The organism is Bradyrhizobium sp. USDA 4472 (assembly GCF_054058595.1).
In genome coordinates, this window is record NZ_JBSSAM010000001.1 from 115,087 (window position 1) to 141,299 (window position 26,213).

20 protein-coding genes are annotated in these 26,213 nt (G+C 63.7%); 9 read left to right on the plus strand and 11 right to left on the minus strand.

Annotated features, from left to right (window positions below):
* Positions 1 to 43: 43 nt before the first annotated feature.
* Complete coding sequence (ppc, locus tag ACVWZ4_RS00540; protein WP_456702515.1) at positions 44 to 2,836, minus strand: phosphoenolpyruvate carboxylase; 2,793 nt, start codon at positions 2,834 to 2,836, stop codon at positions 44 to 46.
* A 778-nt stretch (positions 2,837 to 3,614) separates the two neighbouring features.
* On the opposite strand from ppc, the gene ACVWZ4_RS00545 reads away from it, so the two are divergent.
* Entirely contained in the window at positions 3,615 to 4,139 is a 525-nt protein-coding gene (locus ACVWZ4_RS00545) for a Spy/CpxP family protein refolding chaperone (protein ID WP_456702514.1), read from the plus strand.
* A 163-nt stretch (positions 4,140 to 4,302) separates the two neighbouring features.
* On the opposite strand, the gene ACVWZ4_RS00550 is transcribed toward ACVWZ4_RS00545, so the two are convergent.
* From ACVWZ4_RS00550 to ACVWZ4_RS00560, 3 genes are all read right to left on the minus strand, one after another.
* Complete coding sequence (locus ACVWZ4_RS00550; RefSeq protein WP_456739620.1) at positions 4,303 to 4,707, minus strand: YccF domain-containing protein; 405 nt, start codon at positions 4,705 to 4,707, stop codon at positions 4,303 to 4,305.
* Between the two features lie 71 nt (positions 4,708 to 4,778).
* Positions 4,779 to 6,323 (minus strand): acyl-CoA synthetase, encoded by a 1,545-nt coding sequence (locus ACVWZ4_RS00555; RefSeq protein ID WP_456739621.1) that lies wholly within the window; start codon positions 6,321 to 6,323, stop codon positions 4,779 to 4,781.
* Between the two features lie 152 nt (positions 6,324 to 6,475).
* Positions 6,476 to 7,285 (minus strand): crotonase/enoyl-CoA hydratase family protein, encoded by an 810-nt coding sequence (locus tag ACVWZ4_RS00560; protein WP_456739622.1) that lies wholly within the window; start codon positions 7,283 to 7,285, stop codon positions 6,476 to 6,478.
* Between the two features lie 105 nt (positions 7,286 to 7,390).
* Here ACVWZ4_RS00560 and ACVWZ4_RS00565 point away from each other — a divergent pair, with 105 nt between their 5' ends.
* Entirely contained in the window at positions 7,391 to 8,263 is an 873-nt protein-coding gene (locus tag ACVWZ4_RS00565) for an SDR family oxidoreductase (protein WP_456702510.1), read from the plus strand.
* A gap of 114 nt (positions 8,264 to 8,377) precedes the next feature.
* Positions 8,378 to 9,958 (plus strand): fatty acid--CoA ligase, encoded by a 1,581-nt coding sequence (locus ACVWZ4_RS00570; RefSeq protein ID WP_456739623.1) that lies wholly within the window; start codon positions 8,378 to 8,380, stop codon positions 9,956 to 9,958.
* A 118-nt stretch (positions 9,959 to 10,076) separates the two neighbouring features.
* On the opposite strand, the gene ACVWZ4_RS00575 is transcribed toward ACVWZ4_RS00570, so the two are convergent.
* Entirely contained in the window at positions 10,077 to 11,351 is a 1,275-nt protein-coding gene (locus ACVWZ4_RS00575; RefSeq protein WP_456739624.1) for an acyl-CoA dehydrogenase family protein, read from the minus strand.
* A gap of 212 nt (positions 11,352 to 11,563) precedes the next feature.
* On the opposite strand from ACVWZ4_RS00575, the gene ACVWZ4_RS00580 reads away from it, so the two are divergent.
* Positions 11,564 to 12,343 carry an enoyl-CoA hydratase-related protein gene (locus ACVWZ4_RS00580; RefSeq protein WP_456739625.1) on the plus strand — a complete coding sequence of 260 codons (780 nt, stop codon included), beginning with the start codon at positions 11,564 to 11,566 and terminating at the stop codon, positions 12,341 to 12,343.
* 107 nt (positions 12,344 to 12,450) lie between these two features.
* Here the strand turns inward: ACVWZ4_RS00580 and ACVWZ4_RS00585 are convergent, their stop codons facing one another.
* The 3 genes from ACVWZ4_RS00585 to ACVWZ4_RS00595 are packed head-to-tail and all read right to left on the minus strand — an operon-like array spanning position 12,451 to position 14,602.
* Complete coding sequence (locus ACVWZ4_RS00585) at positions 12,451 to 12,828, minus strand: DUF6285 domain-containing protein (RefSeq protein WP_456738102.1); 378 nt, start codon at positions 12,826 to 12,828, stop codon at positions 12,451 to 12,453.
* A 2-nt stretch (positions 12,829 to 12,830) separates the two neighbouring features.
* Positions 12,831 to 13,817, minus strand: coding sequence for a phosphotransferase family protein (locus ACVWZ4_RS00590; protein ID WP_456739626.1), 987 nt, complete (start codon positions 13,815 to 13,817; stop codon positions 12,831 to 12,833).
* Entirely contained in the window at positions 13,814 to 14,602 is a 789-nt protein-coding gene (locus tag ACVWZ4_RS00595; protein ID WP_456739627.1) for an enoyl-CoA hydratase/isomerase, read from the minus strand. Before ACVWZ4_RS00595 ends, ACVWZ4_RS00590 begins: the two co-directional genes overlap by 4 nt.
* A gap of 180 nt (positions 14,603 to 14,782) precedes the next feature.
* Between ACVWZ4_RS00595 and ACVWZ4_RS00600 the strand changes: the two genes are divergently transcribed.
* From ACVWZ4_RS00600 to ACVWZ4_RS00610, 3 genes are all read left to right on the plus strand, one after another.
* A complete protein-coding gene (locus ACVWZ4_RS00600; RefSeq protein WP_456739628.1) occupies positions 14,783 to 15,562 on the plus strand; it encodes an SDR family NAD(P)-dependent oxidoreductase in 780 nt (259 codons plus the stop codon).
* Between the two features lie 32 nt (positions 15,563 to 15,594).
* A complete protein-coding gene (locus ACVWZ4_RS00605) occupies positions 15,595 to 15,975 on the plus strand; it encodes a VOC family protein (RefSeq protein ID WP_456702502.1) in 381 nt (126 codons plus the stop codon).
* A 292-nt stretch (positions 15,976 to 16,267) separates the two neighbouring features.
* Positions 16,268 to 17,545: an acyl-CoA dehydrogenase family protein gene (locus ACVWZ4_RS00610; protein ID WP_456738098.1), complete on the plus strand. Its 1,278-nt coding sequence runs from the start codon at positions 16,268 to 16,270 to the stop codon at positions 17,543 to 17,545.
* A gap of 65 nt (positions 17,546 to 17,610) precedes the next feature.
* On the opposite strand, the gene yghU is transcribed toward ACVWZ4_RS00610, so the two are convergent.
* Positions 17,611 to 18,483: a glutathione-dependent disulfide-bond oxidoreductase gene (gene yghU, locus ACVWZ4_RS00615; protein WP_456702500.1), complete on the minus strand. Its 873-nt coding sequence runs from the start codon at positions 18,481 to 18,483 to the stop codon at positions 17,611 to 17,613.
* Between the two features lie 292 nt (positions 18,484 to 18,775).
* On the opposite strand from yghU, the gene ACVWZ4_RS00620 reads away from it, so the two are divergent.
* Entirely contained in the window at positions 18,776 to 19,909 is a 1,134-nt protein-coding gene (locus tag ACVWZ4_RS00620) for a nitronate monooxygenase (protein WP_456739629.1), read from the plus strand.
* Between the two features lie 107 nt (positions 19,910 to 20,016).
* On the plus strand, positions 20,017 to 21,534 hold the full coding sequence (locus ACVWZ4_RS00625; RefSeq protein WP_456739630.1) for an acetyl-CoA acetyltransferase: 1,518 nt from the start codon (positions 20,017 to 20,019) through the stop codon (positions 21,532 to 21,534).
* Between the two features lie 146 nt (positions 21,535 to 21,680).
* Here ACVWZ4_RS00625 and ACVWZ4_RS00630 read toward each other — a convergent pair whose 3' ends face one another.
* Together ACVWZ4_RS00630 and ACVWZ4_RS00635 are read right to left on the minus strand one after the other, a co-directional pair.
* Positions 21,681 to 22,877 carry an efflux RND transporter periplasmic adaptor subunit gene (locus ACVWZ4_RS00630; protein WP_456702497.1) on the minus strand — a complete coding sequence of 399 codons (1,197 nt, stop codon included), beginning with the start codon at positions 22,875 to 22,877 and terminating at the stop codon, positions 21,681 to 21,683.
* Positions 22,864 to 26,043 carry an efflux RND transporter permease subunit gene (locus ACVWZ4_RS00635; RefSeq protein ID WP_456739631.1) on the minus strand — a complete coding sequence of 1,060 codons (3,180 nt, stop codon included), beginning with the start codon at positions 26,041 to 26,043 and terminating at the stop codon, positions 22,864 to 22,866. Before ACVWZ4_RS00635 ends, ACVWZ4_RS00630 begins: the two co-directional genes overlap by 14 nt.
* Positions 26,044 to 26,213: the final 170 nt, after the last annotated feature.

A 26,213-nucleotide genomic window follows, 5' to 3' on the forward strand; every position in this document is an offset into this window, starting at 1 on the left:
GAACAGGGTTCTATTCGCTGCTCGCCATTCGCAAACTCGCTCCTTACCCCGTATTCCGCAAGCCTGCCGATATGCCGTTGATCGTGAGCTGAATCCCGCGCAGCACCTGCTCGTCCGGGTTCTGCGCGCGGTGCTCCCGCAAGAGCTCGACCTGCACGTGGTTGAGCGGGTCGAGATAGGGGAAACGGTGGCGCACGGAGCGCTCGAGCAACGGATTGCCCTGCAGCAGCCGGTCCTGCCCCATGATGTCGAGCAATGTCTCGATGCAGGAATGCCATTCCCTGCGGATGCGGCCGAAGATCTTTTCGCGCAGCGCCTCGTCCGGCACCAGCTCGGCATAGCGCGAGGCGATCGCAATCGAGCTTTTCGCAAGCACCATGTCCATGTTCGACAGCAGCATGCGGAAGAACGGCCATTCCTTGTAGAGCTCTTTCAGGAACGGCATGCCCTGTTGCGGATGCTCCGCGATCCATTGCTCGACCGCGCTGCCGAAGCCATACCAGCCCGGCAGCATCAGGCGGCACTGCGCCCAGGAGAACACCCAGGGGATCGCGCGAAGGTCCTCGATCGCGCGCGTCTTCTTGCGGGAGGCCGGACGGCTGCCGATGTTGAGCGTCGCGATCTCGTTGATCACGGTCGAAGCCCAGAAATATTCGACAAACCCGTCGGTCTCGTAGACGAGGCCGCGATAAGCCTTGAAAGCGAGGTTCGACAGCTCGTCCATCGCCGTCAGATATTCGCGACGCGGCGCGCTCTGGCGCGGCTGGAGCAGACTGGCATCCAGTGTCGCGGCCGCCAGGATTTCGAGATTGTTGCGGCCGACTTCCGCGTTGGAATATTTCGACGAGATGATCTCGCCCTGCTCGGTGATTCGGATCTGGCCGTTTACCGCCCCGCCCGGCTGCGCGACGATGGCATCGTAGCTCGGCCCTCCGCCGCGGCCGACCGAACCGCCGCGGCCGTGGAAAAGACGCAGCCGCACGTGGTGACGCTCGAACACGTCGACGAGGCCGATCTCGGCCTTGTAGAGTTCCCAACCCGAGGTGACGAAGCCGCCATCCTTGTTCGAGTCGGAATAGCCGAGCATGACTTCCTGCACGCTGCCGCGGCTGTCGACGAGGCGGCGGTAATCATGCAGCGACAGCATGCGGTCCATGATGCCTGATGACGCCTGCAAATCCTCGATGGTCTCGAACAGCGGCACGATGTTGATGGCGCTCCGCCCTGAGGGATGGACGAGGCCGACCTCCTTCAGCAGCACCGCCACTTCGAGCATGTCCGACATGCTCTTGCACATCGAGATGATGCATTGGGGAATGGCATCCGAGCCGAACATCGCATGCGCTTCCGCGGCGGCATGGAAGACGTTGAGCTCGCCCATGGTCTCGTCGCTGTATTTGACGAACGGCGAGACCAACGCACGCGTCGAGCGCAGTTCGTTGGTGAGCAGCGAGATGCGAGCATCCTCGCCGAGCGCAAGATAGGACATGCCGGGATTGGCGGCGTCAATCAGCTCGGCGATGGTTCGTTCGTGCACGGCCGAATTCTGGCGGATGTCGAGCCGCGCCAGATGGAAGCCGAAACAATCCACCGCGCGGCGCAGCAACCGCAGCCGGCCGCGCGCAATGACGCGGGCGTTGTTCGAGATCAGCGAGCGGTGCAGCACATCCAGATCCGCCTGCAACTCCTTGACGCTGCCATAGGGCGCGCCCTTGCCGACGGGGCGGCGGGTGATCTCGACCTCGAGCTTTTCGGCCGTGGCGGTCAGGCGCGCATAGATTCCTGATACCGCGAGGCGATAGGGCTCGCCGCTCCGGTGCGGCGAGGTATCGGGCGAGCGCTCCGCCAGGTTCCGCAGCTCCCCGGAGACGTCGGCGAGATGGGCCGCAATCGACAGTTCCGAGCCGAGCACGTGCAGCTCGTTCAGATAAAACTGCATCACCCGGCTCGACTGAAGCCGCAGCGTGCCGCGCATCACGTCGGCGGTAACGAAGGGATTGCCGTCGCGATCGCCGCCGATCCAGCTGCCCATGCGCAGGAAAGAGGCGAGCTCGCCCGCGGCCTGCTCGCCGCCCTCCTCCAGCCGGTCTTCAAGCGCGTTGACCAGCCGCGGCACCTCGCGAAGGAAGGTATAATCGTAGAACGACAGGCCATTGGCGACCTCGTCGAGCACGGTGAGCTTGGTCCGGCGCAGCAGATTTGTCTGCCACAGCGTCAGCACCTCGCGGCGAAGCTGCTCGTCGCTGGCGGCGGCCTCATCCGCAGTCAAGGCGACGCGCTCGCGGCGGTCGAGCAACGCGGCGATCTCCATCTCGCGGTCCATCGTGCTCTTGCGGCGGACTTCGGTCGGATGCGCGGTCAGCACCGGGCTGACGAGGGCGCTCTTGAAGAAGCTGCGCAACGTATCCGCACCGATGCCCGCGGCCTTGGCATTGGCTAATGTCGACGCCAGGACACCGGAGCCGTTGGTGGCGCTGCGGGCCCGCATCTGCCGGATGTTGTTCTGATCCTCGGCGATGTTGGCGAGGTGGGAAAAATAGCTGAACGCGCGGACGATCCGCACCGTCTCCGACGTCGACATGCTGTCGAGTATCTGCTCGAGCTCGCGGCGGGCCACCCGGTCCTCGTCGCGGTGGAACCGAATCGAGGTCTGTCGGATGCGCTCGACCAAATCGAACACATCCGCCCCCTCCTGGTCGCGCACCGTATCGCCCAGGATGCGTCCGAGCAGGCGAATGTCGTCGCGCAGGCGGGCATCCGCCTCCAGCGCCTGAACATCCTCAGGCCGGTTCGGTCGTACATCGGCGGCGTCAGATGGCACGGTCTGGAGGGACAAGGCTCGCTCCCCTTTTAGAGCTCCCAATGGCTCCTCGGTCCGGAGTGTGCGATATTTTTCTACCGCAGTGCAAGATGAAGTTGGGGGCGACGCGGCAACGTTCGCCGGTCAAGAGACAATTGCCGACCGGCGCAGACACACGTTATCGCTCTCGCGGCGCGCGCCCGAAGCTTTGCTGGGGCGCAGGGAAGGCCGGGCGCCGGCTGGCACCCAGGGTCCGCACGCGAGGAACGCACGCGGGGTGGCGACAGGTGACGCCCGGACATCCGGCTTATGCCGCGCTCTCCCCCGGGAGCGCTGCACGACGATCGCGAAACGTCCCTTTGACGTGCCGGAATGGTTGCGATTTAACGAAACGACGATTTCGATCAATCAGAAGATTTACATGCCCGTCCAACGACCTCCATGGGGCGTGTTTTGCCTGTCGGGCAACGCGAGGGATTTGGTGTGCACCCAAGACTGCGGGCCTCCGCCGCCGCGGGTACGCGCAGGACGGGTTGAGCCCTGCGAAACCCATGGTGCTTCGTTATCGGCAGCGGGTTTGATGGTTCGCTAACGCCCTGCCATCGAGCTTCGTCATCGCGGATGGAGTGAGGGGTTTCGCAAGAGCTCAACCGATCATACGAACTCGCGGGCCGGAAACGCTCAGATTGCTTTGCGCGGGTCGGAGATGCGCCGGAAAGTTCTATCGATCCTTTGACATGAATCAAGTGAACCGATCGGAACGTGCTCATTTTGCGGCTTGCTGTTGGGGGCCACTGACCCAGGGAGATCATCGATGTTGAAGATCGTAGTGGCTGGAACAACTGCAATTTTCCTCACTGCATCCCCGATTGCCCTCGCGCAAAACGCGCAGACCTCTGCTCCCGCATCACCGGAACGGTTGAATGCGGCAGATCGGAATAACCTGGCGGAGATGAGGATTGATCTGGTCAAGGCCGCGCTGCAACTGACACCTGACCAGGAAAAGCTTTGGCCCCCTGTGGAGAGCGCCATTCGTGCGAGATCGGAGGATCGGAAGGCACGTCTTGCAAAAATCGGAGAAACAGTGGGCAGGCGGGCCGACCAAAATTCTGTCGAAGTGATGCGCAACCGTGACCCCATCGCCTTTTTGCAGCGCCGATCGGAAGCATTGGCTCAACGATCGGCCGATTTGGATAAACTCGCCGAGGCGTGGCAGCCGCTCTACAAAACGTTCAACTCCGAACAGAGGCAGCGCATGGCGGCCCTCGCGGTCCTTGTACTTCACGACATGAGCGACGCCGTGGAACGGCGTCGTGCGCTCGCTGAGGACGAGGACTGAAGCAAAGCCGTCCCTCTTCTAGACCGAATTCAGTTTGCCGCGTGTGCATCGACGGGAATGCAGCAGCGGGGCGATGTCAGCTTCGGGGTCGCAAGCCGACGAGGCACCCGACGCGCGCGACTTCCGCTCCGCTGCCCTGGGTCGACGTGCACCGATCCGCGCCTCACGCCGGCACGATCACCTTGCCGATCGGCCAGAGCGCGATGCCGGCGAGCTTCAGATGGGCCCAGGCGAAGGGAAGGCCGATAATGGTGATCGCAAAGAGGACGGCCGTAAGGAGATGGCCGAGCGCCAGCCACCAGCCGGCCAGCACGAACCAGATGATGTTGCCGATCACCCCGAGGGCACCGGTGCCGATATCGCTCATGCCGGTGACCTCCTCGCGGTTGACCGCCCGCGAGCCGAACGGCAACAGCGTGTAAATGGCGATGTTGAACGCCGCCCGCGCCCAGGGCAGGCCGATGATGGTGATCGCCATGATGACCGACGCCACCAGCCAGCCGAATGCCATCCAGGCACCGCCAACGAGAATCCAGATGATGTTGAGCAGGATGGAAACCGGGGACATGTGATCATCCGGAGGTCAATGATCCCGTCTATATACCCGCGAAATCCGCCACTGCGAAGACGAGAACGTCCTCAAATTTTTCGCCCCGCCTGCTCCCAATAGGGATCGCGCAGGCGGCGCTTGAAGATCTTTCCGGAGTCTTCGCGCGGCAGTCCGGTGCGGATCTCGATATGCTTCGGCACCTTGTAGTCGGCGAGCGAGCTCTTCAGCCGCGCACGGATCCCTGCGGCATCCAGCGTGACCCCTGGTTGCGGCTCGACCACCGCCATCAGCGCTTCGCCGAACTCGGCGTCCGGGATGCCGAACACGGCGCAATCATGCACGCCTGGTATGGCATGCAGCACGGACTCGATCTCGGCCGGATAGATGTTGACGCCGCCCGAGATCACCATGTCGCGCTTGCGGTCGCAGATGAAGACGTAGCCGTCTTCGTCGATATAGCCGACGTCGCCTGATGTGATGAAGCCATCGCGGTCGATCTCGGCGCGCTTCTCCGGCTTGTTGTGATAGGTGAAGTCGGCCATGGCAGGCATTCGCGAATAGATCTCGCCGATTTCGCCGACGCCGAGCACGCGGCCGTCCTCGCCGATGAAGCGCAGCTCGGCGCCGGGAGAGACCTTGCCGACCGTGCCCGGCTTCTTCAGCGCGTCGTCCGAGGTTGCGAAGGTGACGGCGCTGGATTCGGTCGAGCCGTAGAATTCGTAGATCACCGGGCCCCACCATTCGATCATGGCGCGCTTGACGTCGGCCGGACAAGGCGCTGCGGCATGAATGATGTGGCGGAGTGAGGAGACGTCGTATGCCTTGCGCACCTCCTCCGGCAGCTTCATCAGGCGGATGAACATGGTCGGCACCATGAAGATGGTGTCGATTGCGTATCGCTCGATCAGTTGCAGGAACTCTTCGGCTTCGAAACGCGGCATCAGGACCAGGACACCGCCGAGCTTGCCTGCGCGAATGCCGAACGAGTTCGGTGCCGAATGATAGAGCGGGCCCGGCAGGATCGCACGGGCGCCGGGCTTCAGCCCATAGATCATTGCGCGCATGCGCTCGCCGGCGGCCTGCTGCTCCGGAGTCGGTACGTTGCGACGCACGCCTTTGGGATGGCCTGTCGTCCCCGACGTATAGATCATGTTCATGGGCTGCGCCACGACCGGGCCGTCATAGGGGTCGAATTGCGCGAGCCATGTCTCAAACTCGATCGCAAAATCTGGCGTCTTCAAATGATCCGGATCGATCTTGTAGCTGGAGAGGATCTCCAGCGGCGTCGGCACGCTGAGCACGGTCATGCCCTTCGGAATCGCATCGCGCAAGGCGTGCAGCATGTCGGCGTGTCCGATCAGCACCGACGTGCCGGTGTCATTGAGGATGTAGTTGATCTCCTCCGGCTTGAAATGCCAGTTGATCGGAACGCCGTAGGCACCGAGCCGCATGGCGGCATAGGCGGCCTCCAGGAACGCAATGTCGTTGCGCATCAGCATGCAGACGCAATCGCCTTGGCTGACGCCGATTTCGGCAAGACCCGATGCGATCCGATCGGCGCGTTCGGCGACCTCGGCGTGGGAACGGCGGCGGTCGCCGGAGACGATGCCGAGGAATTTGGACGTTTCGCTCATTTTTGTTGTCCGATCTTTCGTCGGTTAAACTGTCGTTACTACCACGCTCGTCATTCCGGGATGCGCGAGGGCGCAGGCCCGCAATCCATACTCCCGATCGTGATTATGGATTCCGGGCTCGATGCTGCGCATCGCCCCGGAATGACGGGAGGTTAATCCACATACTTCGCCGCGCGCTTCTCGAGATTGGAGCGCACCGCTTCGGTCTGGTTCGCACTGCCGATCAGCTTCTGTTGCTCGACGGATTCAGCGAGCAGCGCGGGACCGGGATCGACCGACAGGTTGTTGAGCAGCCGCTTCGCCGCCCGGATTGCATCGGGGCTTTTTTCCGCGATCTCGCGCGCGACCTCGAGGGCTACAGCCCGTGGGTCATCGCAGATGCGCGTAGCAAGGCCGTAGTTCATCGCCTCCTGCGCGGAGAAGATGCGACCGCTGTAGGTGAGATCGCGCAGGATATCGTCGCGCACCAGCGAGGCCAGGATCGGCGTGCCCGCCATGTCAGGCACGAGGCCCCATTTGATTTCCATGATCGACATTCGCGCATCGGGTGCGACAAAACGCATGTCGGCGCCGAGCGAGAGCTGAAAGCCTCCGCCGAAGGCAACGCCGTGCACGGCGGCGATCACGGGAACCGGAAGCTGGCGCCATCCCCATACCGCGGCTTGCGGAAAGTTCGCCTGGCCGTGCGTGCGCTTGGTGAGATCGCGATTTTCGCCACCCGGAATTCCGTTGCCGCCCTTCTCCTTCATGGCGGCAAAACGCCTCATGTCGAGACCGGCGCAGAACGCGCGCCCCTCGCCCGAGAGCACGACGGCGCGCAGGCCTTTTTCCGTCGAAAGCCGCTCGGTTGCCGCAACCAGAGCCTCAAACATGGCCTGATCGAGCGCATTCATCTTGTCCGCGCGCACCAGGCGCACGTCGGCGACGCCTTCCGAGATCGAGATCGAAACGCGCTCTTCCATGGATGAAATCTCCCCTGTTCTTGTTCGGTGCCGCTTTACAGAAAGCCGACGGCCGGATTTAGTCAATCGACCAATTAACTGACAATCCGTACGGGAGAAACAGCCATGTTCAAGGAAAATCTTCTGGCTGGGCGGCGCATTCTCGTGACCGGCGGCGGGACCGGCCTCGGCAAATCGATGGCGGCACGCTTCCTCCAGCTCGGCGCAGAGGTGCACATCTGCGGCCGGCGCAAGATCGTCTGCGACGAGACCGCAATCGAGCTGATGGATCAGTACGGCGGCCGCGTCACCAGCCACGGCGTCGACATCCGCAACGCGCTCGCGGTCGAGGAGATGGTCGAGACCATCTTTCGCGACGCGCCGCTGACCGATCTCGTCAACAATGCCGCCGGCAATTTCATCTCGCGCACGGAAGAGCTCTCGCCGCGCGGCTTCGACGCGGTCGCCAACATCGTCATGCACGGCACGTTCTATGTGACGCATGCGGTCGGCAAGCGCTGGATCGCGCTGAAGCAACCCGGCAACGTGGTGTCGATCACCGTGACCTGGGTGCGCAACGGCTCGCCTTACGTGGTGCCGTCGGCGATGAGCAAGTCGGCGATCCACGCCATGACGATGTCGCTCGCGACCGAATGGGGCCGCTACGGCATCCGGCTCAACACGATCGCGCCGGGCGAGATCCCGACCGAAGGCATGAGCAAGCGGATCAAGCCCGGCGACGAAGCCGGCGCGCGCACCAAGGCGATGAATCCGATGGGCCGCGTCGGCAGCATGGAGGAGCTGCAGAACCTGGCTACATTCCTGATCTCCGGCGGCTGCGACTGGATCAATGGCGAGACCATCGCCATGGACGGCGCGCAGGCGCTCGCCATGGGCGGCAATTTCTACCAGCTCCGCGACTGGGGCGACGACGATTGGAAAACCGCGCGCGAAAGCATCATGGCGCAGAACGAGAAGGACCGGGCGAAGCGCGGGTGACCACGTCGTCCCGGCGAAGGCCGGGACGACGTGCTGAGAGAGCTTCCGCACCTTGTCTTCACCTGCAGATGACGTCACACTCCCAAGCCTAAAACAAATCGCCATGGGAGAAACATGTCCGCATCACCGAAACTGGCTGACCTCGCCGACATGGTGCGCGAGCGCGCGATGAGCCGCGGCGATGCCATCGCCTACGAGTTCGAGGGCCGCGTCACCAGCTTTGCCGAGTTCGACGTCAACACCAACAAGGTCGCGAACGCGCTTCTCGCGACGGGCGTGAAAAAGGGCGACCGCATCGCCTATCTCGGCAAGAACAGCGATCTCTATTTCGAGCTGCTGATGGGCGCGATGAAGGCGGGCGTGGTGATGGCGCCGGTGAACTGGCGGCTCGCAGGCCCCGAGGTCGCCTTTATCGTCGCCGATTGCAACGCACCTGTGCTGTTCGTCGGGCCGGAGTTCATCACGCAAATTCGCCAGATCAGGGATCAGTTTCCGGGCGTGCGCACGGTCATCACCACCGAAGGCGGCGCAGCGGAATGGCAGGATTTTACCGCGTGGCGCGAGGCACAGAGCGGCAAGGATCCCAAGGTGCCGATCGACACCAAGGACATCGCGATCCAGCTCTACACGTCGGGCACGACGGGCAAGCCGAAGGGCGCGATGCTGAGCCATGCGAACTTCCTCAACCTGGTGCAGACGGGCAATGCAGAGGACAAGCCGGAGTGGAACCGGTGGTCGACCGACGACGTGTCGCTGGTGGCGATGCCGATCTTCCATATCGGCGGCTCCGGCTGGGGCGTGATGGGACTCTATCACGGCGCCCGCGGCGTGATCGCGCGCGAGTTCGATCCCTCCAAGGTACTGGATTTCTTCGAACAGTCGGGCATCACAAAACTGTTCATGGTGCCGGCAGCGATGCAGTTCGTGGTGCGGCAACCGCGCGCCAAGACCGTCGATTTCTCCAGGCTGAAATACATGCTGTATGGCGCCTCACCGATTCCGGCGGCGCTGCTGAAGGAATGCATCGAGGTCTTCAAATGCGGCTTCGTGCAGATGTACGGCATGACCGAGACCACCGGCACCATCGTCGCGCTGCCGCCGGAGGATCACGTTGAGGGGCTGGAGCGGATGCGCTCGGCCGGCAAGGCGCTACCGGGCGTCGAGATCGCCATCCTCGATGCCGACGGCAAGCCGTTGCCGCCTCGCCAGGTCGGCGAGATCGCGACGCGCTCGGGCTCGAACATGGCCGGCTACTGGAACCTGCCGGAGGCGACCGCTTCGACGCTCCGCAGCGACGGCTGGCTGCGCACGGGCGATGCCGGTTACATGGACGAAGACGGCTATCTCTACATCCACGACCGCATCAAGGATATGATCATCTCCGGCGGCGAGAACATCTATCCCGCCGAGGTCGAGAGCGCGCTGTGCGATCACCCTGATATCGCCGAAGCCGCCGTGATCGGCGTCCCCGACGAGAAATGGGGCGAAGCCGTGAAGGCAGTCGTGGTGATGAAGCCGGGCAAAGAGGCGGCCGCCAGCGACATCATCAACTTCACCCGCGAACGTATTGCAGGGTTCAAGACGCCGAAGAGCGTGGAGTTCTTACCGGCATTGCCGCGCAATCCGTCAGGCAAGATCTTGCGGCGGCAGTTGCGTGAGCCGTATTGGGCGGGGAAGGATCGACGAGTGAATTGAGACGCCGGTGCCGTAGGGTGGGTTAGCCGTAGGCGTAACCCACCTCTTTTCTTTCACGGTGGCGGAAGTGGTGGATTACGCCTTCGACTAATGCCACCCTACGAGAGCGGTGGCCGCCTCAATGCTTCCCCGGCCCCATATACCCGAACAGGAACCCCGCCACCTTGCGCATCTGGATCTCTTCGCTGCCTTCCGTGATCCGGTAGCGGCGGTGGTGCCGATAAATGTGCTCGAACGGCTTGTGGCGTGAGTAGCCCATGCCGCCGTGAACCTGCATGGCGCGGTCGGCGGATTCGCAGCAGAGGCGGTTTGCCCAGTAATTGCACATCGAGACGCGGTCGGAGAGCGTGCGCTCGATCTGCTCCTCGTTGAGCTGGTCCATCTCCCAGGCGGTCTTGCGGATCAACAAGCGCAGCATCTCCGCTTGCGTGGCGAGTTCGACCAGCGGGAACTGGATTGCCTGGTTCTCGGCGAGAGCTTTGCCGAACGGCTTTCGTTCGCGCGCGTACTTGACGCTCTCGTTGATGCAATAGACCGCTGCGCCCAGCGAGCTCGCGGCCTGGCGGATGCGGTTCTGGTGGACGAAACACTGTGCCAGTGACAGGCCCCGGCCGACTTCGCCGAACTGCGCATCCTCGGGCACGAACACATCCGTAAAGCTCACGCGCGGATGGTCGGTCGGCATGTTGAAGGTCCACATATACTCTTCGACCTTCACGCCGTGGCTTTTGGCCGGCACCAGGAAGCAGGTGATGCCGCGGGCATCGCCGTCATTGCCTGACGTGCGTGCGAACAGCGCGCAATGCGTGGCGACATGCATGCCCGTCGTCCACATCTTCTCGCCGTTGATGATCCAGCCCTTGACGTTGTCTCTGACAGCCGGCACCGCGCGCGTTTCCATGTGGGTGGCATCGGAGCCGTGATGCGGCTCGGTGAGGCCGAAGGTGATGCGGTACTTGCCCTTGATCGAGCCGTCGATCATCGCCTTCTGGTCGTCGCTTCCATAGCGGTCCAGCATGGTGACGACGGGGAAGTTGCCGACGATGGAGTGCTCGTTCTGGAGGTCGTTGTGCAGGCCGAGGCCCTTCGCGGCAAAGTGCTCGCGGATCACCGCCATCCAGAGGTTGGAGCCGTCCCTGCCACCATATTGCTTCGGCACCGGAAAGCGAAGATGGCCGGCCCTATCCGCAAGATCCTTGGCCTTGCGCAGCAGCGCCTCCCACTCGTGACGCGGCAGACCGCCATTCTCGAAATCGGTGCGCGCCCACTCGCGGCGATGGTCGAAGAAGCGGATGTTGTCGTCCGCCTCTTCCAGCGGCTTGATCTCGCGTTCGATGAAACGGTCGAGCTCTCCCAGATAGGCGACGAGATCGGCAGGCAATGAGAAATCCACAGGTTCTCTCCCGGATTGATTTTGTCGTTTTGCGTTAAGGCGCTGGCGCGATTTTGCTTCGCACGATTAAGGTGAGAAGAGCACGTTCAAGTCAAGCAAGCCGAGGCCTGAAGCAGGTGCAAGGCGCACCCGCGCAATTCGATGGTGTTGCCGCGGTGACGGGCGTTAGTATCACGCCGATATTCCTTCACGAGAAGCTGCGGGAGCGCGCGATGGATCTGAAATTCTCGAAGGTGGAACGCAAGGGACCGATCACGATCGTCACGCTGTCGCGACCGGAGGTCTACAACGCGCTGCACATCGACGCACATTTCGAGCTCAACAAGGTGTTCGACGATTTCGCCGCGGACCCTGCGCAATGGGTCGCGGTCGTCACCGGCGCCGGCGACAAGGCGTTCTGCGCCGGCAACGATCTGAAGTGGCAGGCGGCGGGCGGCAAGCGCGGCTGGGACAAAGGCGGCTTCGCCGGCCTCACTGCGCGCTTCGACTGCGACAAGCCGATCATCGCCGCGGTGAACGGCGTCGCCATGGGCGGCGGTTTCGAGATCGCGCTCGCCTGCGACCTGATCATCGCCTCGGAGAATGCGACCTTCGCGCTGCCCGAGCCGCGCGTCGGCCTTGCCGCGCTCGCCGGCGGCCTGCACCGGCTGCCGCGGCAGATCGGACTGAAACGCGCCATGGGCATGATCCTCACCGCGCGCCACGTCAGCGCGGCGGAGGGAAAAGAGCTCGGTTTCATCAACGAGGTGGTGCCGCAGGGCGAGGCGCTCGCAGGCGCACTGCGCTGGGCCGAGATGATCACCAGGAACTCGCCGATGTCGATCCGGGCATCCAAGCAGGCGATCCAGAAGGGGCTCGGCGTGTCGCTGGAGCAGGCGATCGAGGAGCAGCGGGAATATCCCGCAGTGAAGGCGATGGTGGCCTCGCAGGACTACATCGAAGGCCCGAAGGCGTTCTCCGAAAAGCGGCCGCCGAATTGGGTGGGGAAGTAGAAGGTCTCGCCACCGTCATTGCGAGGAGCCCTTGCGACGAAGCAATCCAGACCACCTCCATGGACACGACTCTGGATTGGTTGCTGCGCTCGCAATGACGGGGAAAGCTATCCACCTCGCCCCAGCTCCCGCTTGTACGACGCGTAGTTCGGCTGGTCGACCGCGAGCTTGTCCATCGTCGTTGCCCATAGATGCTCAGCGAGTCCGGGCGTCGCGAGATCAAGCTCGCCCTTGGCGATGCGCTCCGCAAGCGTGCGATTGAGCTCTGTCACCGCACCCTCTGTGCCGAGCAGCGCGCGCAGGCGCTCCACTTCCCTCGCGTCGCTCTGCGCCTCCAGCGTCAACTGCCGCGTCACGAGGTCGAGGATGTTGATGGCAACACGCAGCTTGAAGGCCTGATGGCCCGAGATCAGCGGCGTGATGTCGTTGCGGAGGAAATCGGCGACCGCCTTGGTCAGCTCGATCGGTGTCGGTTCGTCCTGCATCCCTAACCTCCCCGCGGCGCGAGCAGCCGCAGCAGATCGATCTCGGTCTCCGACGCGCGGCGGCCGATCATGGCGCGCTCCATGGAATGGTCGGGCCCTTCGCGAAACCGCTGCATCATGCCGCCGCACATGATGCCCCAGCGCAGCGTGCCCATCACTTCCCAGAAATTCACACGCGACGGATCGACCTTGCCGCCCGCCGCCTCGTAGCCGGCGAACAGCTCTTCGCGCGAGCCAAAGCCGCCAACCGGCTTGTCGATCTCGCCGAAACGCCAGGAGTTGACGCAGACCCAGCCGAGATCCTCCATGGGATCGCCGAGATGGGCGAGCTCCCAGTCGAGCACGGCGCGCAACCCCTCGGCGCCGATGATGAGATTGCCGTTGCGGAAATCGCCATGCACCAAAGTCGTATCGGCCGAGGGGCCGGGATCGTGGACGCGCAGCCAGCGCAACGCCAGCTCAAACACGGGCTTTGGCCAATTCAGGCTGCGATAGTCGCGATCGAACTCGGAGATTTCCTGGGTCGCAGACCGGCTGCGCAGTTCGGGCAATTTGTCCTGTGGCAGTTTGTGCAGGCAAGCGAGCACACCACCGATCTGCCGCGCCAGCAGCGGCCTCGCCGCCGCGAACGCATCGTCGCGAAGAATCTTGCGTGCGATGGTCTCACCCTCGACCCGCTGCATGATGAAACCCGTGCCGAGATCCTCCTCCGGCACCAGCACATGCATCACGCGCGGCGACGGCACGCCCGCCTCGAAGGCCAGCTGCATCAACTGGGCCTCGGCGGCGAGCCCAGCCGCGCGCGTCGGCGCCGCGCCATATCCCTTGGGCGAGCGGCGCAGGATCGCGCCGATAGGTCCGCCGGGATGCACGATATCGAAGCGCCATGTCTCCTGACTGGCGCCGCCCGACAGCCTTGCGGCGTCGGTGACGCCGGTCGCACCGGGACACCAGCGCTGCACGCTGCGGGTAAGCTCCGCCTCGATCATTTGCCCTTGAACTGCGCGGGCCGCTTTTCCAGGAACGCGCCGACGCCCTCGCGAAAGTCCTGCGTATCGCCGGCGCGCAGCTGGCACTGGAATTCGAGATTGAGCTGGTCCTCGAAGGAATTTTCCGGGCTGTCCCAATAGAGCTTGCGGATCAGCGACAGCGCCACCGTGGGTCCACTGGCGAGATCACGCGCAAGCTTGATCGCCTCCTCCATCAGCACTCCGTCATCGTAGACGCGGTTGACGAGGCCCCATTCCAGCGCCTTCTCGGCCGGCAGGCGCTCGCCCATCAGCGACAGCTCGACCGAGCGCGCCCTGCCGATCAGGCGCGGCAAGATCCAGGTCGAACCGCAATCCGGCACGAGGCCGATGCGGCGGAAGGCCTGCAGGAAATAGGACGAGCGTGCGCACAAGACCATGTCGCCGAGCAGCGCGAAGCTCATGCCGGCGCCGGCGGCCGGGCCGTTGACAGCCGTCACGATCGGGCAATGCAGGTTGCGGACGCGACGCAGGAATGGATGAAAGCCGGTCTCGAGCGTCAGGCCGGCCTTGGTCTTTTTCGACTGGTTGTTGCGCCCTTGCAGATTCGCGCCGGTGCAGAACGCACGGCCGGCGCCCGTGAGCACGACGCAGCGCACATCGTCCTTCTTCTCTTCAATCGTATCGAGCGCCTCGGCGAGACCGCCCAGCATGTCCATGGAGACCGCGTTCATCACCTCCTGATGGTCGAGCTTCAGGATCGCGACCGAACCATCGAATTCGAGCGTGACGTGTTTGAACTGCATCGTTTCCTCGTCGGTTGCGGCCGCGCCGTGTTTCGCAGACCGGAATTTGGTTTTGCCGGAGTGCATATTTGATTTTTGGCGCAGTCTTGTCCATGGTGATCGGAGCATGGCAAGCAATCTTGCGCGCAGCGGCTGATGCTCCGCATGCCCAGTTGTCTTGCCAAACACAGGAAACGCGCCATGAACCTTTTCGACCTTACCGGACGCGTCGCCGTGATCACCGGCGGCAATGGCGGGATCGGGCTCGGCATCGCACAGGCGCTGGCGGGCCAGGGCTGCAACGTCTCGATCTGGGGCCGCAATGCCGACAAGAACAAGGCTGCTGCCGCGAGCCTCGCAGGACTATCGGGCAAGGTCGACAGCCGCATCTGCGACGTCACCGATCCTGCGTCGGTCAATGCCGCGATGACGGCGACCCTCGACATTTTCGGTCGGGTCGACGGGTGCTTCGCCAATGCCGGTATCGGTGGTGGTGGCAGGCGCTCCTTCATCGAGCGCACAGAGGAAGAATGGCGCACGATGTTTGCGACCAATCTCGACGGCGTGTTCCACGCGTTCCAGGCCGCCGCAAAACACATGACCGACCGCGCCAATGCGGGCGACCCCTTCGGCCGGCTGGTCGCGACATCGAGCCTCGCCTCGATCTTCGGCACTGCGCGCAACGAGCATTATGCCGCGACCAAGGCCGCCATCAATGCGTTGGTTCGCGCGCTCGGCGTCGAGCTGGCGCGTCACGGCGTCACCGCAAACGCGATCCTGCCCGGCTGGATCAAGAGCGACATGACCGCCGGCATCATGGCCAACGAAAAATTCGTAGCCAATGTGATGCCGCGGATCCCGATGCGCCGTTTCGGCGAGGCCAGCGATTTCGGCGGCATCGCCGTGTATCTGATGAGCAAGGCGTCATCGTATCACACCGCGGATACGTTCGTGATCGACGGCGGCTATACGGCGTTTTGAACCACAAAAGCTGAATTGAGGGAGGAAGAACCATGTTCTCGCACATCATGATCGGCACCAACGACCTCGACAAGGCCAAGTCATTCTACGACAGCCTGCTCAGCACGCTCGAAGTGCGGCCGGCGCGGGTTGACGGCCACCGCATCTTCTACTTCACCAAGACCGGCACATTCTCGGTGACCAAGCCGATCAACGGCGAGCCGGCGACATGCGCGAATGGCGGCACGATCGGCTTTGCCGCCAACTCGCCCGAGCAGGTCGACAGGTGGCACGCCGCCGGCGTGGCAGCCGGCGGAACGCCGATCGAAAATCCGCCGGGCATCCGCGAGAGTGCGGGGATCAAGCTCTATCTCGCATATCTGCGCGATCTCGACGGCAACAAGATCTGCGCAATGCATCGGATACCGAACTGATTTCCGCCAAATCCGCCGCTGTCATGCCCCGCGAAGGCGGGGCATCCAGCACGCCGCGGCTTCTCGATTCGACTACCACTGTCTCCGGAATACTGGATCGCCCGGTCTTCGCCGGGCGATGACAGCGCAGTGTGCGGGGTGCGCCTGCCACCACCATTCAAACAACATTTCAAACGCCCTCGCGATATTCCATCGCGTGGCATGGCCTCGCGTAAAAAAAACGCGCTCGCACTTTCGCGGCGCGGCGACTATTCTCCCGGCCAACACGATCTCAGCGCCCCCGGGAGGAACAATGACAAAGCACACCTACATTCCCCGCACGACCAACTACACGCTCAATCCCGGCGACGAGCTCAACGACCTCCGCATGTCGGATCAGGTCCGCCCGCTCTACGACCACGTCAGGAAATTCATCCGCGAGACCGTCGAGCCGATGTCGATCGAATTCGCCAAGGCCGGCGAAGGCAAGCAGGATCGCTGGAGCTTTACGCCGAAGCAGCTCGAAGTGCTCGAGGTCGCCAAGAACAAGGCCAAGAAGGAAGGTCTCTGGAATTTCTTCCTGCCCGATGACGAGACCGGCCAGGGCCTGAAAAACCTCGACTACGCCTATATCGCCGCCGAGCTCGGCAAGAGCCCGCTGGCATCCGAGACCATGAACTGCTCGGCGCCCGACACCGGCAACATGGAGGTGCTGGAGCGCGTCGGCACCAAGGAGCAGAAGGAGAAGTGGCTGAAGCCGCTGATGAACGGCGAGATCCGCTCGGCCTATGTCATGACCGAGCCGAACGTCGCCTCCTCCGACGCCAAGAACATTTCGACGACGGCGAAGCTCGTCGGCGACGAATGGGTCATCAACGGCGAGAAATATTACATCTCGGGCGTCGGCGATCCGCGCTGCAAGATCCTCATCGTGATGGTGAAGACCAATCCGGACGCGGCGCCGAGCAAGCAGCAGTCGCAGATCCTGGTGCCGCGCGACACGCCCGGCGTCGAGGTGCTCGGGCCCATGTATGTATTCGGCCAGGACCACGCCCCTCGCGGCCACATGCACATGCGGTTCAACAATGTGCGCGTGCCGAAGGAGAATATGCTGCTCGGCGAAGGCCGCGGCTTCGAGATCTCGCAACTCCGCCTCGGCCCGGGTCGCATCCACCATTGCATGCGTACCATCGGCAAGGCCGAGAAGGCGCTGGATTTGATGGTGCAGCGAGGCCTCACGCGCGAGGCCTTCGGCAAGAAGATCGCCCATCTCGGCGGCAACATGCAGATCATCGCGCAAGCCCGCTGCGAGATCGAGGCGATGCGGCTGATGGTGCTGAAGGCCGCCAAGGCGATGGACGTCCTCGGCAACAAGGAAGCCCGCGTCTGGGTCTCCATGGTCAAGGCCATGGTGCCGGAGCGCGCCTGCAAGATCATCGACCAGTCGATCCAGATGCACGGCGCCACCGGCATCTCGCACTGGACCCCGCTGGCCGAAATGTACCAGGACGTCCGTCACCTGCGCTTCGCCGACGGTCCGGACGAGGTGCACTGGATGGTCGTCGGCCGCCACGAGCTGAGCATGGCGTAGTCGCCTTCTTCCCCGTCTCCCCGCCTGCGGAGGGCGCGCGGGGAGACGCGAAAGAAAGCACCGCGCTACGTCGCCGGCGCGATCTTGTCCTGGGTCTTCGTCTCGAAATCGCTGGCGTCGTGGCGCTCGTGCAGCTGGCTGGCGGGATCGCCGGAGACGCGGTTGACCATGCGGCCACGTTTCACCGCTGGACGCTTGGCGATCTGGTCGGTCCAGCGCTGCACGTTCTTGTAGTCCTGCACGGAGAGGAATTCACCGGCGCCATAGACCAGCCCCTTGGCAAGGGCGCCGTACCATGGCCACACCGCCATGTCGGCGATCGTATAGTCCTTGCCCGCGAGATATTCGTTGTCGGCGAGGCGCCGGTCGAGCACGTCGAGCTGGCGCTTGACCTCCATCGCGAAGCGATCGATGGCGTATTCGATCTTGAACGGCGCGTAGGCGTAGAAATGACCGAAACCGCCACCGAGATAAGGGGCGCTCCCCATCTGCCAGAACAGCCAGGACATCGCCTCGGTGCGGGCCTTGATCTCCTTCGGCAGGAAAGCACCGAATTTTTCGGCAAGGTAGAACAGGATCGAGCCGGATTCGAAAATCCTGACAGGTTCGGGGCCGGAACGGTCCATCAGCGCCGGAATTTTCGAGTTCGGGTTGATCTCGACAAAGCCGCTGCCGAACTGCTCGCCGTTGCCGATCTTGATCAGCCAAGCGTCGTATTCGGCGCCCTTGTGGCCCAGCGCCAGCAGCTCCTCCAGCATCACCGTGACTTTCACCCCGTTCGGCGTCGCCAGCGAATAAAGCTGGAAGGGGTGCTTGCCGACCGGCAGTTCCTTGTCATGGGTGGCGCCGGCGATCGGGCGGTTGATGCTGGCGAACTGACCGCCATTCTCCTTGTTCCAGGTCCAGACCTTGGGCGGCACGTAAGGGGCGTCGGTCATGCAAAGGGGCTCCGGCGGAAAGATGCGCGTGCATTAATTAGCCTGCGTATGGCGGATGGCAAGCCCTGGCCGCTCTGCGTCCGGCGCGGGCCTCAGGCCCGTGTCATGCAGTCCAGCCTGTCACCAGCCTGCGCTGCTGATGATCCGCCCCATGGTTGTCCAGGACGCAACGCCTGCGCGCAAGATGCTCGCCCAAATCCGGCGTGGCATCACGGGTAACGAAGGGCTGGCGCAGAACGGCGCTCTGAAGGCAAAACGAGAAGAGAAACGCGAAGGCTGCGGGGAGAGAACCATGAAATCGCCGATCTGCGACATGCTGGGCATCGAGTTCCCGCTGCTCGCCTTCAGCCATTGCCGCGATGTCGTTGCGGCCGTCAGCCGCGCCGGCGGATTCGGTGTACTCGGTGCGACCGCGCACACGCCTGACACGCTCGAGCGCGAACTGAAATGGATCGACGACCATGTCGACGGCAAGCCCTATGGCATCGACGTGCTGATCCCGGAAAACATCTCGACATCAGGCCAGAAGAACGTCACCTGGAAGAGTCTCGAGGCGCGCGTGCCGGCGGAGCACCGCAAATACACCAGCGATCTCCTGAAGAAGTACGATATCGAGCTCACCAGGACCGATGTGGACGACAACCAGCCGCAACCGTTCGACGCGGAGACCGCGCTGGAGCTGCTCAAAATCTCCTTCAATCATCCGATCCGGCTCATCGCCAATGCGCTCGGCGTGCCGCCCAAGGCCATGATCGAGATGGGCAGGACGCACAACGTGCCGGTCGCAGCGCTCGTCGGCGCCAAGGAGCATGCGCTGCGCCAGGTCGCGGCCGGTGTCGATATCCTTGTCGTGCAGGGTACAGAGGCCGGCGGCCATTGCGGCGAGGTCTCGACGATGGTGCTGGTGCCGGAAGTGATCAAGGCCATCAAGCCGATCCGCGATGTGCCGGTGCTGGCGGCCGGCGGCATCATGACGGGCCGGCAGATGGCGGCCTGCATGGCGATGGGCGCCGCCGGCGCCTGGACCGGCTCGGTGTGGCTGGCGACCGTCGAGTCCGAGACCTCCGAGATCTTTCGCGAGAAGATGATTGCAGCGTCCTCGCGGGATGCGATCCGCTCGAAGGGCCGCACCGGCAAGCCGGCACGGCAGCTCCGTTCAGTCTGGACTGATGCTTGGGACCGTGCGCCGGAAAGTCCGGGCGCGCTGCCAATGCCGCTGCAGAGCATCATCAGCCGTGACGCCTTCAGCTCGATCGACCGCGCCGCGGCGGCCGGCAACGCCAAGGCGCGCGACCTCGTCAGCTATTTTGTCGGCCAGGGGGTCGGCCTGATCGACAGCGTGAAATCGGCCGGCGCCGTGGTGCAGGAGTTCAAGGAAGAATTCGCCGAAGCCGTCGAGCACATGAATGCGCTGGTGGCGGAATAGTCCCGTTGCGAGCGAAGCGAAGCAATCCGGACTAGCTGCGCGGATACATTTCTGGATTGCTTCGCTTCGTTCGCAATGACGAAACAACTAGGACGTGAATTGAGGCCATGACCGACAAGACCACCATTCCAGAACACCGCATTCCCGTCATCGTCGGCATCGGCGAGATCGTCGACCGCCCCAAGGAGATCACGGAGGGCCTGGAGCCGCTTGACCTGCTCGAACAGGCCTTGCGGCGCGCCGAGGCTGACGCCGGCGCAAAGCTGCTCAGCGAGGTGCAATCGCTCGACGTCGTCAACTTTCTGAGCTGGCGCTATCGCGATCCGGAGAAGCTCTTGGCGCAGCGGCTCGGCGTCTCGCCGGCCCATTGCCATTACGGGCCGGTCGGCGGCGAGAGCCCGATCCGCTTCATTCATGAAGCCGCAAAGCGCATCGCACGCGGCGAATGCGCGGTCGCGGCGGTGTGCGGCGCCGAGGCGCAATCAACGGCGACGAAAGCCGATCGTGCCGGCGTCAAGCTGCCATGGACGCCGTTCGCGCATGATGTTCCGGAGCCCAAGCGCGGCGCGGCGTTCCAGAAGCCGCTCGCCGTGAGACTCGGCGTGTTCCGCCCGGTCACGGTCTATCCGTTCTACGAGGCGGCCTCCTCCGCGCATTGGGGCCAGACGCCGCGTGAGGCGATGGCGGAATCGGGAACGCTGTGGTCGCGCTATTCCGAAGTCGCCGCGCAAAATCCCAACGCCTGGCTGAAGCGGCGCTATGCGCCGGACGAGATCACGACACCGACCGCGGACAACCGGCTGATCGCCTGGCCCTACAACAAGCTGATGGTCGCCAATCCCAGCGTCAACATGGGCGGCGCGCTGCTGCTCACCAGCCTTGCCAAAGCGCGCGCACTCGGTATCGCCGAAGACAAGCTGGTCTATCCGCTCGGCGGCGCCTCGGCGGAGGAGCCGCGCGATTATCTGTTGCGCGACCAGTTCTACGAAAGCCATCCGCAGAACGCCGTGCTGAAGACGGTGATGGATCTCGCCGGCGGCGATGGCAAAAAATTCGACGCGATCGAGCTCTACAGCTGCTTTCCTTGCGTACCAAAGATGGCGCGCCGGACGCTGGGCCTCGGCATCGATGTGCAGCCGACCGTGAACGGCGGCCTCACCTTCTTTGGCGCGCCGCTCAACACCTACATGACCCATGCAGCCTGCGCGATGGTGCGGCGTGTGCGCGGGGGCGCAAAGCTCGGCCTGCTCTACGGTCAGGGCGGTTTTGTTACCAAGCACCATGCTTTGGTGCTGACGAAGCTGCAGCCCCGCGACGTGCTGGCGCAAGAGACGAGCGTGCAGGCAGAGGCCGATCGCAACAAGCGCGCCGTGCCGGAGTTCGTCACGGAGGCCTCAGGCCGGGGCAAGGTCGAGAGCTTTACGGTGCTCTATGGCCGTGGCGGCGATGTCGAGCACGGCGTGGTGATGCTGCGCACCGAAGATGACCGGCGTACGCTGGCGCGGATTCCGGCGGGCGAGAGCGCGACGCTGGCCCACCTGCTCAACATGGATCGCACGCCCGTAGGCTCGCTCGGCGAGATTACGATGGCAGCGGACGGCGTGCCGGGGTGGCGGGTGGCGTGATCGCTCTCGTGTCACGGACGTGGTGCGGCATGCAATGCCGCTCCGCAGAGCCGGGACCCAGAAGGCTACACGCTTCCGCAAAGGGAGATCGGCCCCGGCTCAGCAGCGCACGACTACGTGTTGCGTAGCGTCCGGAGCACGAGACCTCAGCCCTTCGGCGCCTGCTTCTCCGACGCCGTGGCTGGCTTGCCGCCCGCACCGACCACACGCACCGGATCGCCGTCGGACAGACCATCCGGCGGGGCCGTGATGACGCGGTCATCCGGCGCTATGCCCGAGGCCAGCTCAATCTCCTTGCCGAGATCGCGGGCGATGGTCACCGTCTTGAACTTGACCTTGTCGTCAGCAGCGACGGTTGCGACACGCAGGCCGCTGCCGTTGAAGATCAGGGCGCTGGCGGGAATGCTGAGCGGCGCGGAATCGCGCTGGAGGCTCAGCTTCACGCTGGCGTAGCCACCGGGCATCAGCTCTCCGCTCGAATTGTCGAGGCCGAGCTGCATCCGCGTGGTGCCTGACGCCACGTCCACGGCCTGCGAGGAGGCCTCCACCGTCGCCAGGAATGTCCGGTTCGGATATTCCGGCAGCGAGATGGTGGCCTTGGCGCCGATCTTGATCGCCGGCACGTAGTTCTGGGGCACGTTGACGTAGACGCGCAGCTTGGTGATGTCGGACACCACGAACATCGCCGGTCCCGAGCCGCCGCCGGCATTGATCAGCGCGCCGACATCGGTGTCACGCGAGGTCACCACACCGTCGAACGGCACCGTGATCTTCTTGTAGCCCGCCAACGCTTCGAGCCGCTCGACATTGGCCTGCCCGGACTTGACCGCGGCGTTCTTGTTGGAGAGATCGGCGCTGCGCTCGTCGATCTCCTGCGCGGAGACGAAGTTGGAGGCGACCAGGGTCTTGCGCCGGTTCAGCGTGGCCTCCGAGAGCCTGGCGCTGGCCTGCAGGCTGGCGAGGTCGGCGCGGGCCTGCAAGAGCTGCTGGTCGAGGTCGGGCGCCTCGATCTCGGCGATCACCTGCCCGGCCTTGACGCGGGCGCCGATGTCGGCGCTCCAGCTTTTGAGATAGCCGGAGACACGGGCGAAGATCGGGGCACGGGAATAGGCCTCGAGCCGGCCCGGCAGGTCGATGGTGGAATTGAGCGCCTTGGCATTGGGCAAGGTCACTGCAACGCTGGGAACGGCCTGGTCGTCGGTCCATTCCTTCAGCTTGGAGTCCTGGTCCTCGCGGGCCCGGATACCGGTGCCGACCACGAGGCCTGCCGCAATCAGCGCCACCACGCTGAAAATGCCCAGTTTCCGGTGCGACACCGGGGAGCGAGTTTCAGTGGGCGACATGCGGACTCTCCAATGGGGCGGCGGCTTTGGCGCCTTGCTTCTTGTGTACCATACTGAACACCACGGGAACAAACATGAGCGTGGCGAAAGTCGCAAAGATCAGGCCGCCGATGACCGCGCGGCCAAGTGGTGCATTCTGCTCGCCGCCCTCGCCCAGCCCCAACGCCATCGGCGCCATGCCGATGATCATGGCGAGCGCGGTCATCAGCACGGGCCGGAACCGGACGAAGCCGGCTTCCAGCGCGGCCGCGACCGGGTCACCGAGCTCCTCATAGCGCTCGCGGGCGAACGAGATCACCAGCACACTGTTGGCGGTGGCCACGCCCATACACATGATGGCGCCTGTCAACGCGGGCACCGACAGCGTTGTCTGAGTCGTGAACAGCATCCAGACGATGCCGGCGAGCGCAGCGGGCAGCGCAGTGATGATCACGAACGGATCGGACCAGGATTGGAAGTTGACGACGATCAGGAAATAGATCAGCACGACGGCGCCAAGCAGGCCGAACAACAGGCCCGTGAAAGCGCTGTTCATGGTCTGCACCTGGCCGAGCAGCACCACGGACGAGCCCTTCGGCACCTCCTTGGCGGTGTCGGCGATCACCCGGCGAATATCAGCGGCGACCGCGCCGAGATCGCGCCCCGAGGTGGTCGCAAAGATCTGCACCATCGATTGGATGTCGTATTGCGAGACGACCGCACTCGAGGTCGCACGCTTGATGTCGGCGATACCGCCGAGGATCGGCGACTGCGACGCGCCGGCCGCGGTGATCGGCAGCGTCTGCAACGCGCTGAGCGAATCGATCTGATATTGCGGCGTCTGCATCACGATCGAATAGGACACGCCGTTATCAGGGTTGAGGTAGTAGGTCGGCGCGACCTGCGAGGAGCCTGCGAGATTGACGACGAGACTGTTGGTGACGTCGCGCTCGGTCAGGCCGACATATTGCGCGCGGGTGCGATCGACGTCGATGTTGAAGGTCGGCAGATTCGGCGATTGCTGGATGCGTGCATCGGCAACGCCCGGGATCCGGCGAACCTTGGCGAGCAGCTTGTTGGCGTAGGCAAAATTACCTTCGAGATTGGCGCCGCGGACCTGCAGGTCGATCGGCGCCGGCGCGCCGAAATTCAGGATCTGGCTGACGATGTCAGCCGGCAGGAAGGCGAAGCTGACGCCCGGGAACAGCCGTGGCAGCTGCTCGCGCAGCACCTTCACGTGCTCTTCGGTCGGCTTGTGGCCTTCCCTGAGCTTGATCTGGATATCGCCGTCCTGCGGACCGATCACGCCGGTGTTGTTGTAGGTCATGTTGATGCCGGAGATCGGCATGCCGATGTTGTCGGTCAGCGTCTCGATCTCGCCCGGAATCAGCTTGCGGATCGCCTTCTGCACATCCGCGAGCTGATTGGCCGTCTCCTCGACTCGGGTGCCGACCTGGGTCCGGACATGCATCAGGATGTTGCCGGCGTCGACGGCGGGGAAGAAATTGCGCCCAAGGAACGGCACCAGCGCGAAAGACGCACCGACCACGCAGAGGAATCCGATCACGAACACCGCGCGATGGGCCAGCGCCATGCCCAGCAGGCCACGGTAACCGCCGCGGATGCGCTCGAACCGCGCCTCGAAACCGCGCTGGAACCAGACCAGGGGATTGCGCGACTTCGGCGGTTCGCCCTCATGATGAACGTGCGCTTGCAGCAGATAGTTCGCCATGGTCGGCACCAGCGTGCGCGACAGGATGAATGACCAGATCATCGCGAACATCACGGCTTCCGCCATCGGCACGAACAGGAAGCGCGCGACACCGGTAAGGAAGAACATCGGCACGAACACGATGCAGATACAGAGCAGCGAGACGAAGGCCGGCGTCACGATCTGGTTGGCGCCGTCCAGGATCGACTGCTCGACCGGCTTGCCCTGCTCGAGATGGTAATTGATGTTCTCGATGGTCACCGTTGCGTCGTCGACGAGGATGCCGACCGCGAGCGCTAATCCGCCGAGCGTCATGATGTTCAGCGTCTCGCCGATCGCCGACAGCATGACGATGGCACCCAGCACAGACAGCGGGATCGAGACCGCGATGATGAGTGTCGAGCGCCAGCTGCCGAGGAAAAGCAGGATCATGACGCTGGTGAGCAGCGCCGCAATCACGCCTTCGAAGGCGACGCCCTCGATCGCACCGCGCACGAACACCGACTGGTCGCCGATGAAGCCGATCTTCAGCGCGTCCGGCAGCTGATCCTTGACGTCGATCACCTTCTGCTTGATGCCGGCGATGATATCAAGCGTCGAGGTCGCGCCCGCCTTCAGCACCATCATCAGCACCGAGCGGTTGCCGTCGACATGGACGATGTTGGTCTGCGGCGGATTGCCGTCGCGCACCGTGGCGACGTCACGGACATAGACCATCGCACCGTTGACGGTTTTGATCGGTAGATTGCCGAGCTCGTCGATCTTCAGCGGCGAGTTGTTGAGCTGGATGTTGTACTCGAAGCTGCCGATCTTCTGGGTACCGACCGGCGTGATCAGGTTCTGGGCTGCGAGCGCATTGGCGACATCCTGGCCGGATAGCCCGCGGGCCTGCAGCGCGGTCGGGTCGAGATCGATCTGGATCTGGCGCTGCTTGCCGCCGAACGGGTACGGGATCGCGGCGCCCGGCACGGTGACCAGTGGCGTGCGCAGATTGTTGATGCCGATATCGGCGAGGTTCTGCTCGGTGAGTCCGTCGCCCGACAGCGCCACCTGGATGATCGGCACGGTCGAGGCGGAGTAGTTCAGGATCAGCGGCGGAGTCGCGCCCGGCGGCATCTGCTTGATCAGCGTCTGCGAGATCGCCGTGACCTGCGCGTTGGCGGTGCGGATGTCGACATTGGGCTGGAAGAAGATCTTGATGATGCCAAAGCCGTTATAGGAATTGGCGGTGATGTGCTCGATGTCGTTGACGGTCGTGGTCAGCGCGCGCTGGAACGGCGTGGTGATGCGGCCGGACATCTGATCGGGCGGCAGGCCGGTGTATTGCCAGACCACACCGATCACGGGAATCCGGATGTCCGGAAAGATATCGGTCGGCGTGCGCAGCGCCGCCAGCGGTCCGATGATCAGAAGCAGCAGCGCGAGCACGACAAACGTGTAGGGCCGGCTCAGGGCAATACGGACCAGAGCAATCATGCGCCAGGCAATTCCGGGTCGAGCAAGGATGTGGGATCCGCCCCCACGGGGATCCCTTTTTCCCCTTTACCCGAGCGCCGCCGGAAACGCCAATCTCGGCCAGCCTGCCTGCATTCACTTCCGTGCTACCGCGGTGCGAAATCGACATCGCAGCTATGCGGCCACCCAAC

Excerpts from the sequence above, each read along its gene's own strand:
- ACVWZ4_RS00545 (WP_456702514.1), top strand. The coding sequence starts at position 3,615 with ATGTTGAAGATCGTAGTGGCTGGAACAACTGCAATTTTCCTCACTGCA.
- ACVWZ4_RS00550 (WP_456739620.1), bottom strand. The coding sequence starts at position 4,707 with ATGTCCCCGGTTTCCATCCTGCTCAACATCATCTGGATTCTCGTTGGC.
- ACVWZ4_RS00555 (WP_456739621.1), bottom strand. The coding sequence starts at position 6,323 with ATGAGCGAAACGTCCAAATTCCTCGGCATCGTCTCCGGCGACCGCCGC.
- ACVWZ4_RS00560 (WP_456739622.1), bottom strand. The coding sequence starts at position 7,285 with ATGGAAGAGCGCGTTTCGATCTCGATCTCGGAAGGCGTCGCCGACGTG.
- ACVWZ4_RS00565 (WP_456702510.1), top strand. The coding sequence starts at position 7,391 with ATGTTCAAGGAAAATCTTCTGGCTGGGCGGCGCATTCTCGTGACCGGC.
- ACVWZ4_RS00570 (WP_456739623.1), top strand. The coding sequence starts at position 8,378 with ATGTCCGCATCACCGAAACTGGCTGACCTCGCCGACATGGTGCGCGAG.
- ACVWZ4_RS00580 (WP_456739625.1), top strand. The coding sequence starts at position 11,564 with ATGGATCTGAAATTCTCGAAGGTGGAACGCAAGGGACCGATCACGATC.
- ACVWZ4_RS00585 (WP_456738102.1), bottom strand. The coding sequence starts at position 12,828 with ATGCAGGACGAACCGACACCGATCGAGCTGACCAAGGCGGTCGCCGAT.
- ACVWZ4_RS00590 (WP_456739626.1), bottom strand. The coding sequence starts at position 13,817 with ATGATCGAGGCGGAGCTTACCCGCAGCGTGCAGCGCTGGTGTCCCGGT.
- ACVWZ4_RS00595 (WP_456739627.1), bottom strand. The coding sequence starts at position 14,602 with ATGCAGTTCAAACACGTCACGCTCGAATTCGATGGTTCGGTCGCGATC.
- ACVWZ4_RS00600 (WP_456739628.1), top strand. The coding sequence starts at position 14,783 with ATGAACCTTTTCGACCTTACCGGACGCGTCGCCGTGATCACCGGCGGC.
- ACVWZ4_RS00605 (WP_456702502.1), top strand. The coding sequence starts at position 15,595 with ATGTTCTCGCACATCATGATCGGCACCAACGACCTCGACAAGGCCAAG.
- ACVWZ4_RS00610 (WP_456738098.1), top strand. The coding sequence starts at position 16,268 with ATGACAAAGCACACCTACATTCCCCGCACGACCAACTACACGCTCAAT.
- yghU (WP_456702500.1), bottom strand. The coding sequence starts at position 18,483 with ATGACCGACGCCCCTTACGTGCCGCCCAAGGTCTGGACCTGGAACAAG.
- ACVWZ4_RS00620 (WP_456739629.1), top strand. The coding sequence starts at position 18,776 with ATGAAATCGCCGATCTGCGACATGCTGGGCATCGAGTTCCCGCTGCTC.
- ACVWZ4_RS00625 (WP_456739630.1), top strand. The coding sequence starts at position 20,017 with ATGACCGACAAGACCACCATTCCAGAACACCGCATTCCCGTCATCGTC.
- ACVWZ4_RS00630 (WP_456702497.1), bottom strand. The coding sequence starts at position 22,877 with ATGTCGCCCACTGAAACTCGCTCCCCGGTGTCGCACCGGAAACTGGGC.
- ACVWZ4_RS00635 (WP_456739631.1), bottom strand. The coding sequence starts at position 26,043 with ATGATTGCTCTGGTCCGTATTGCCCTGAGCCGGCCCTACACGTTTGTC.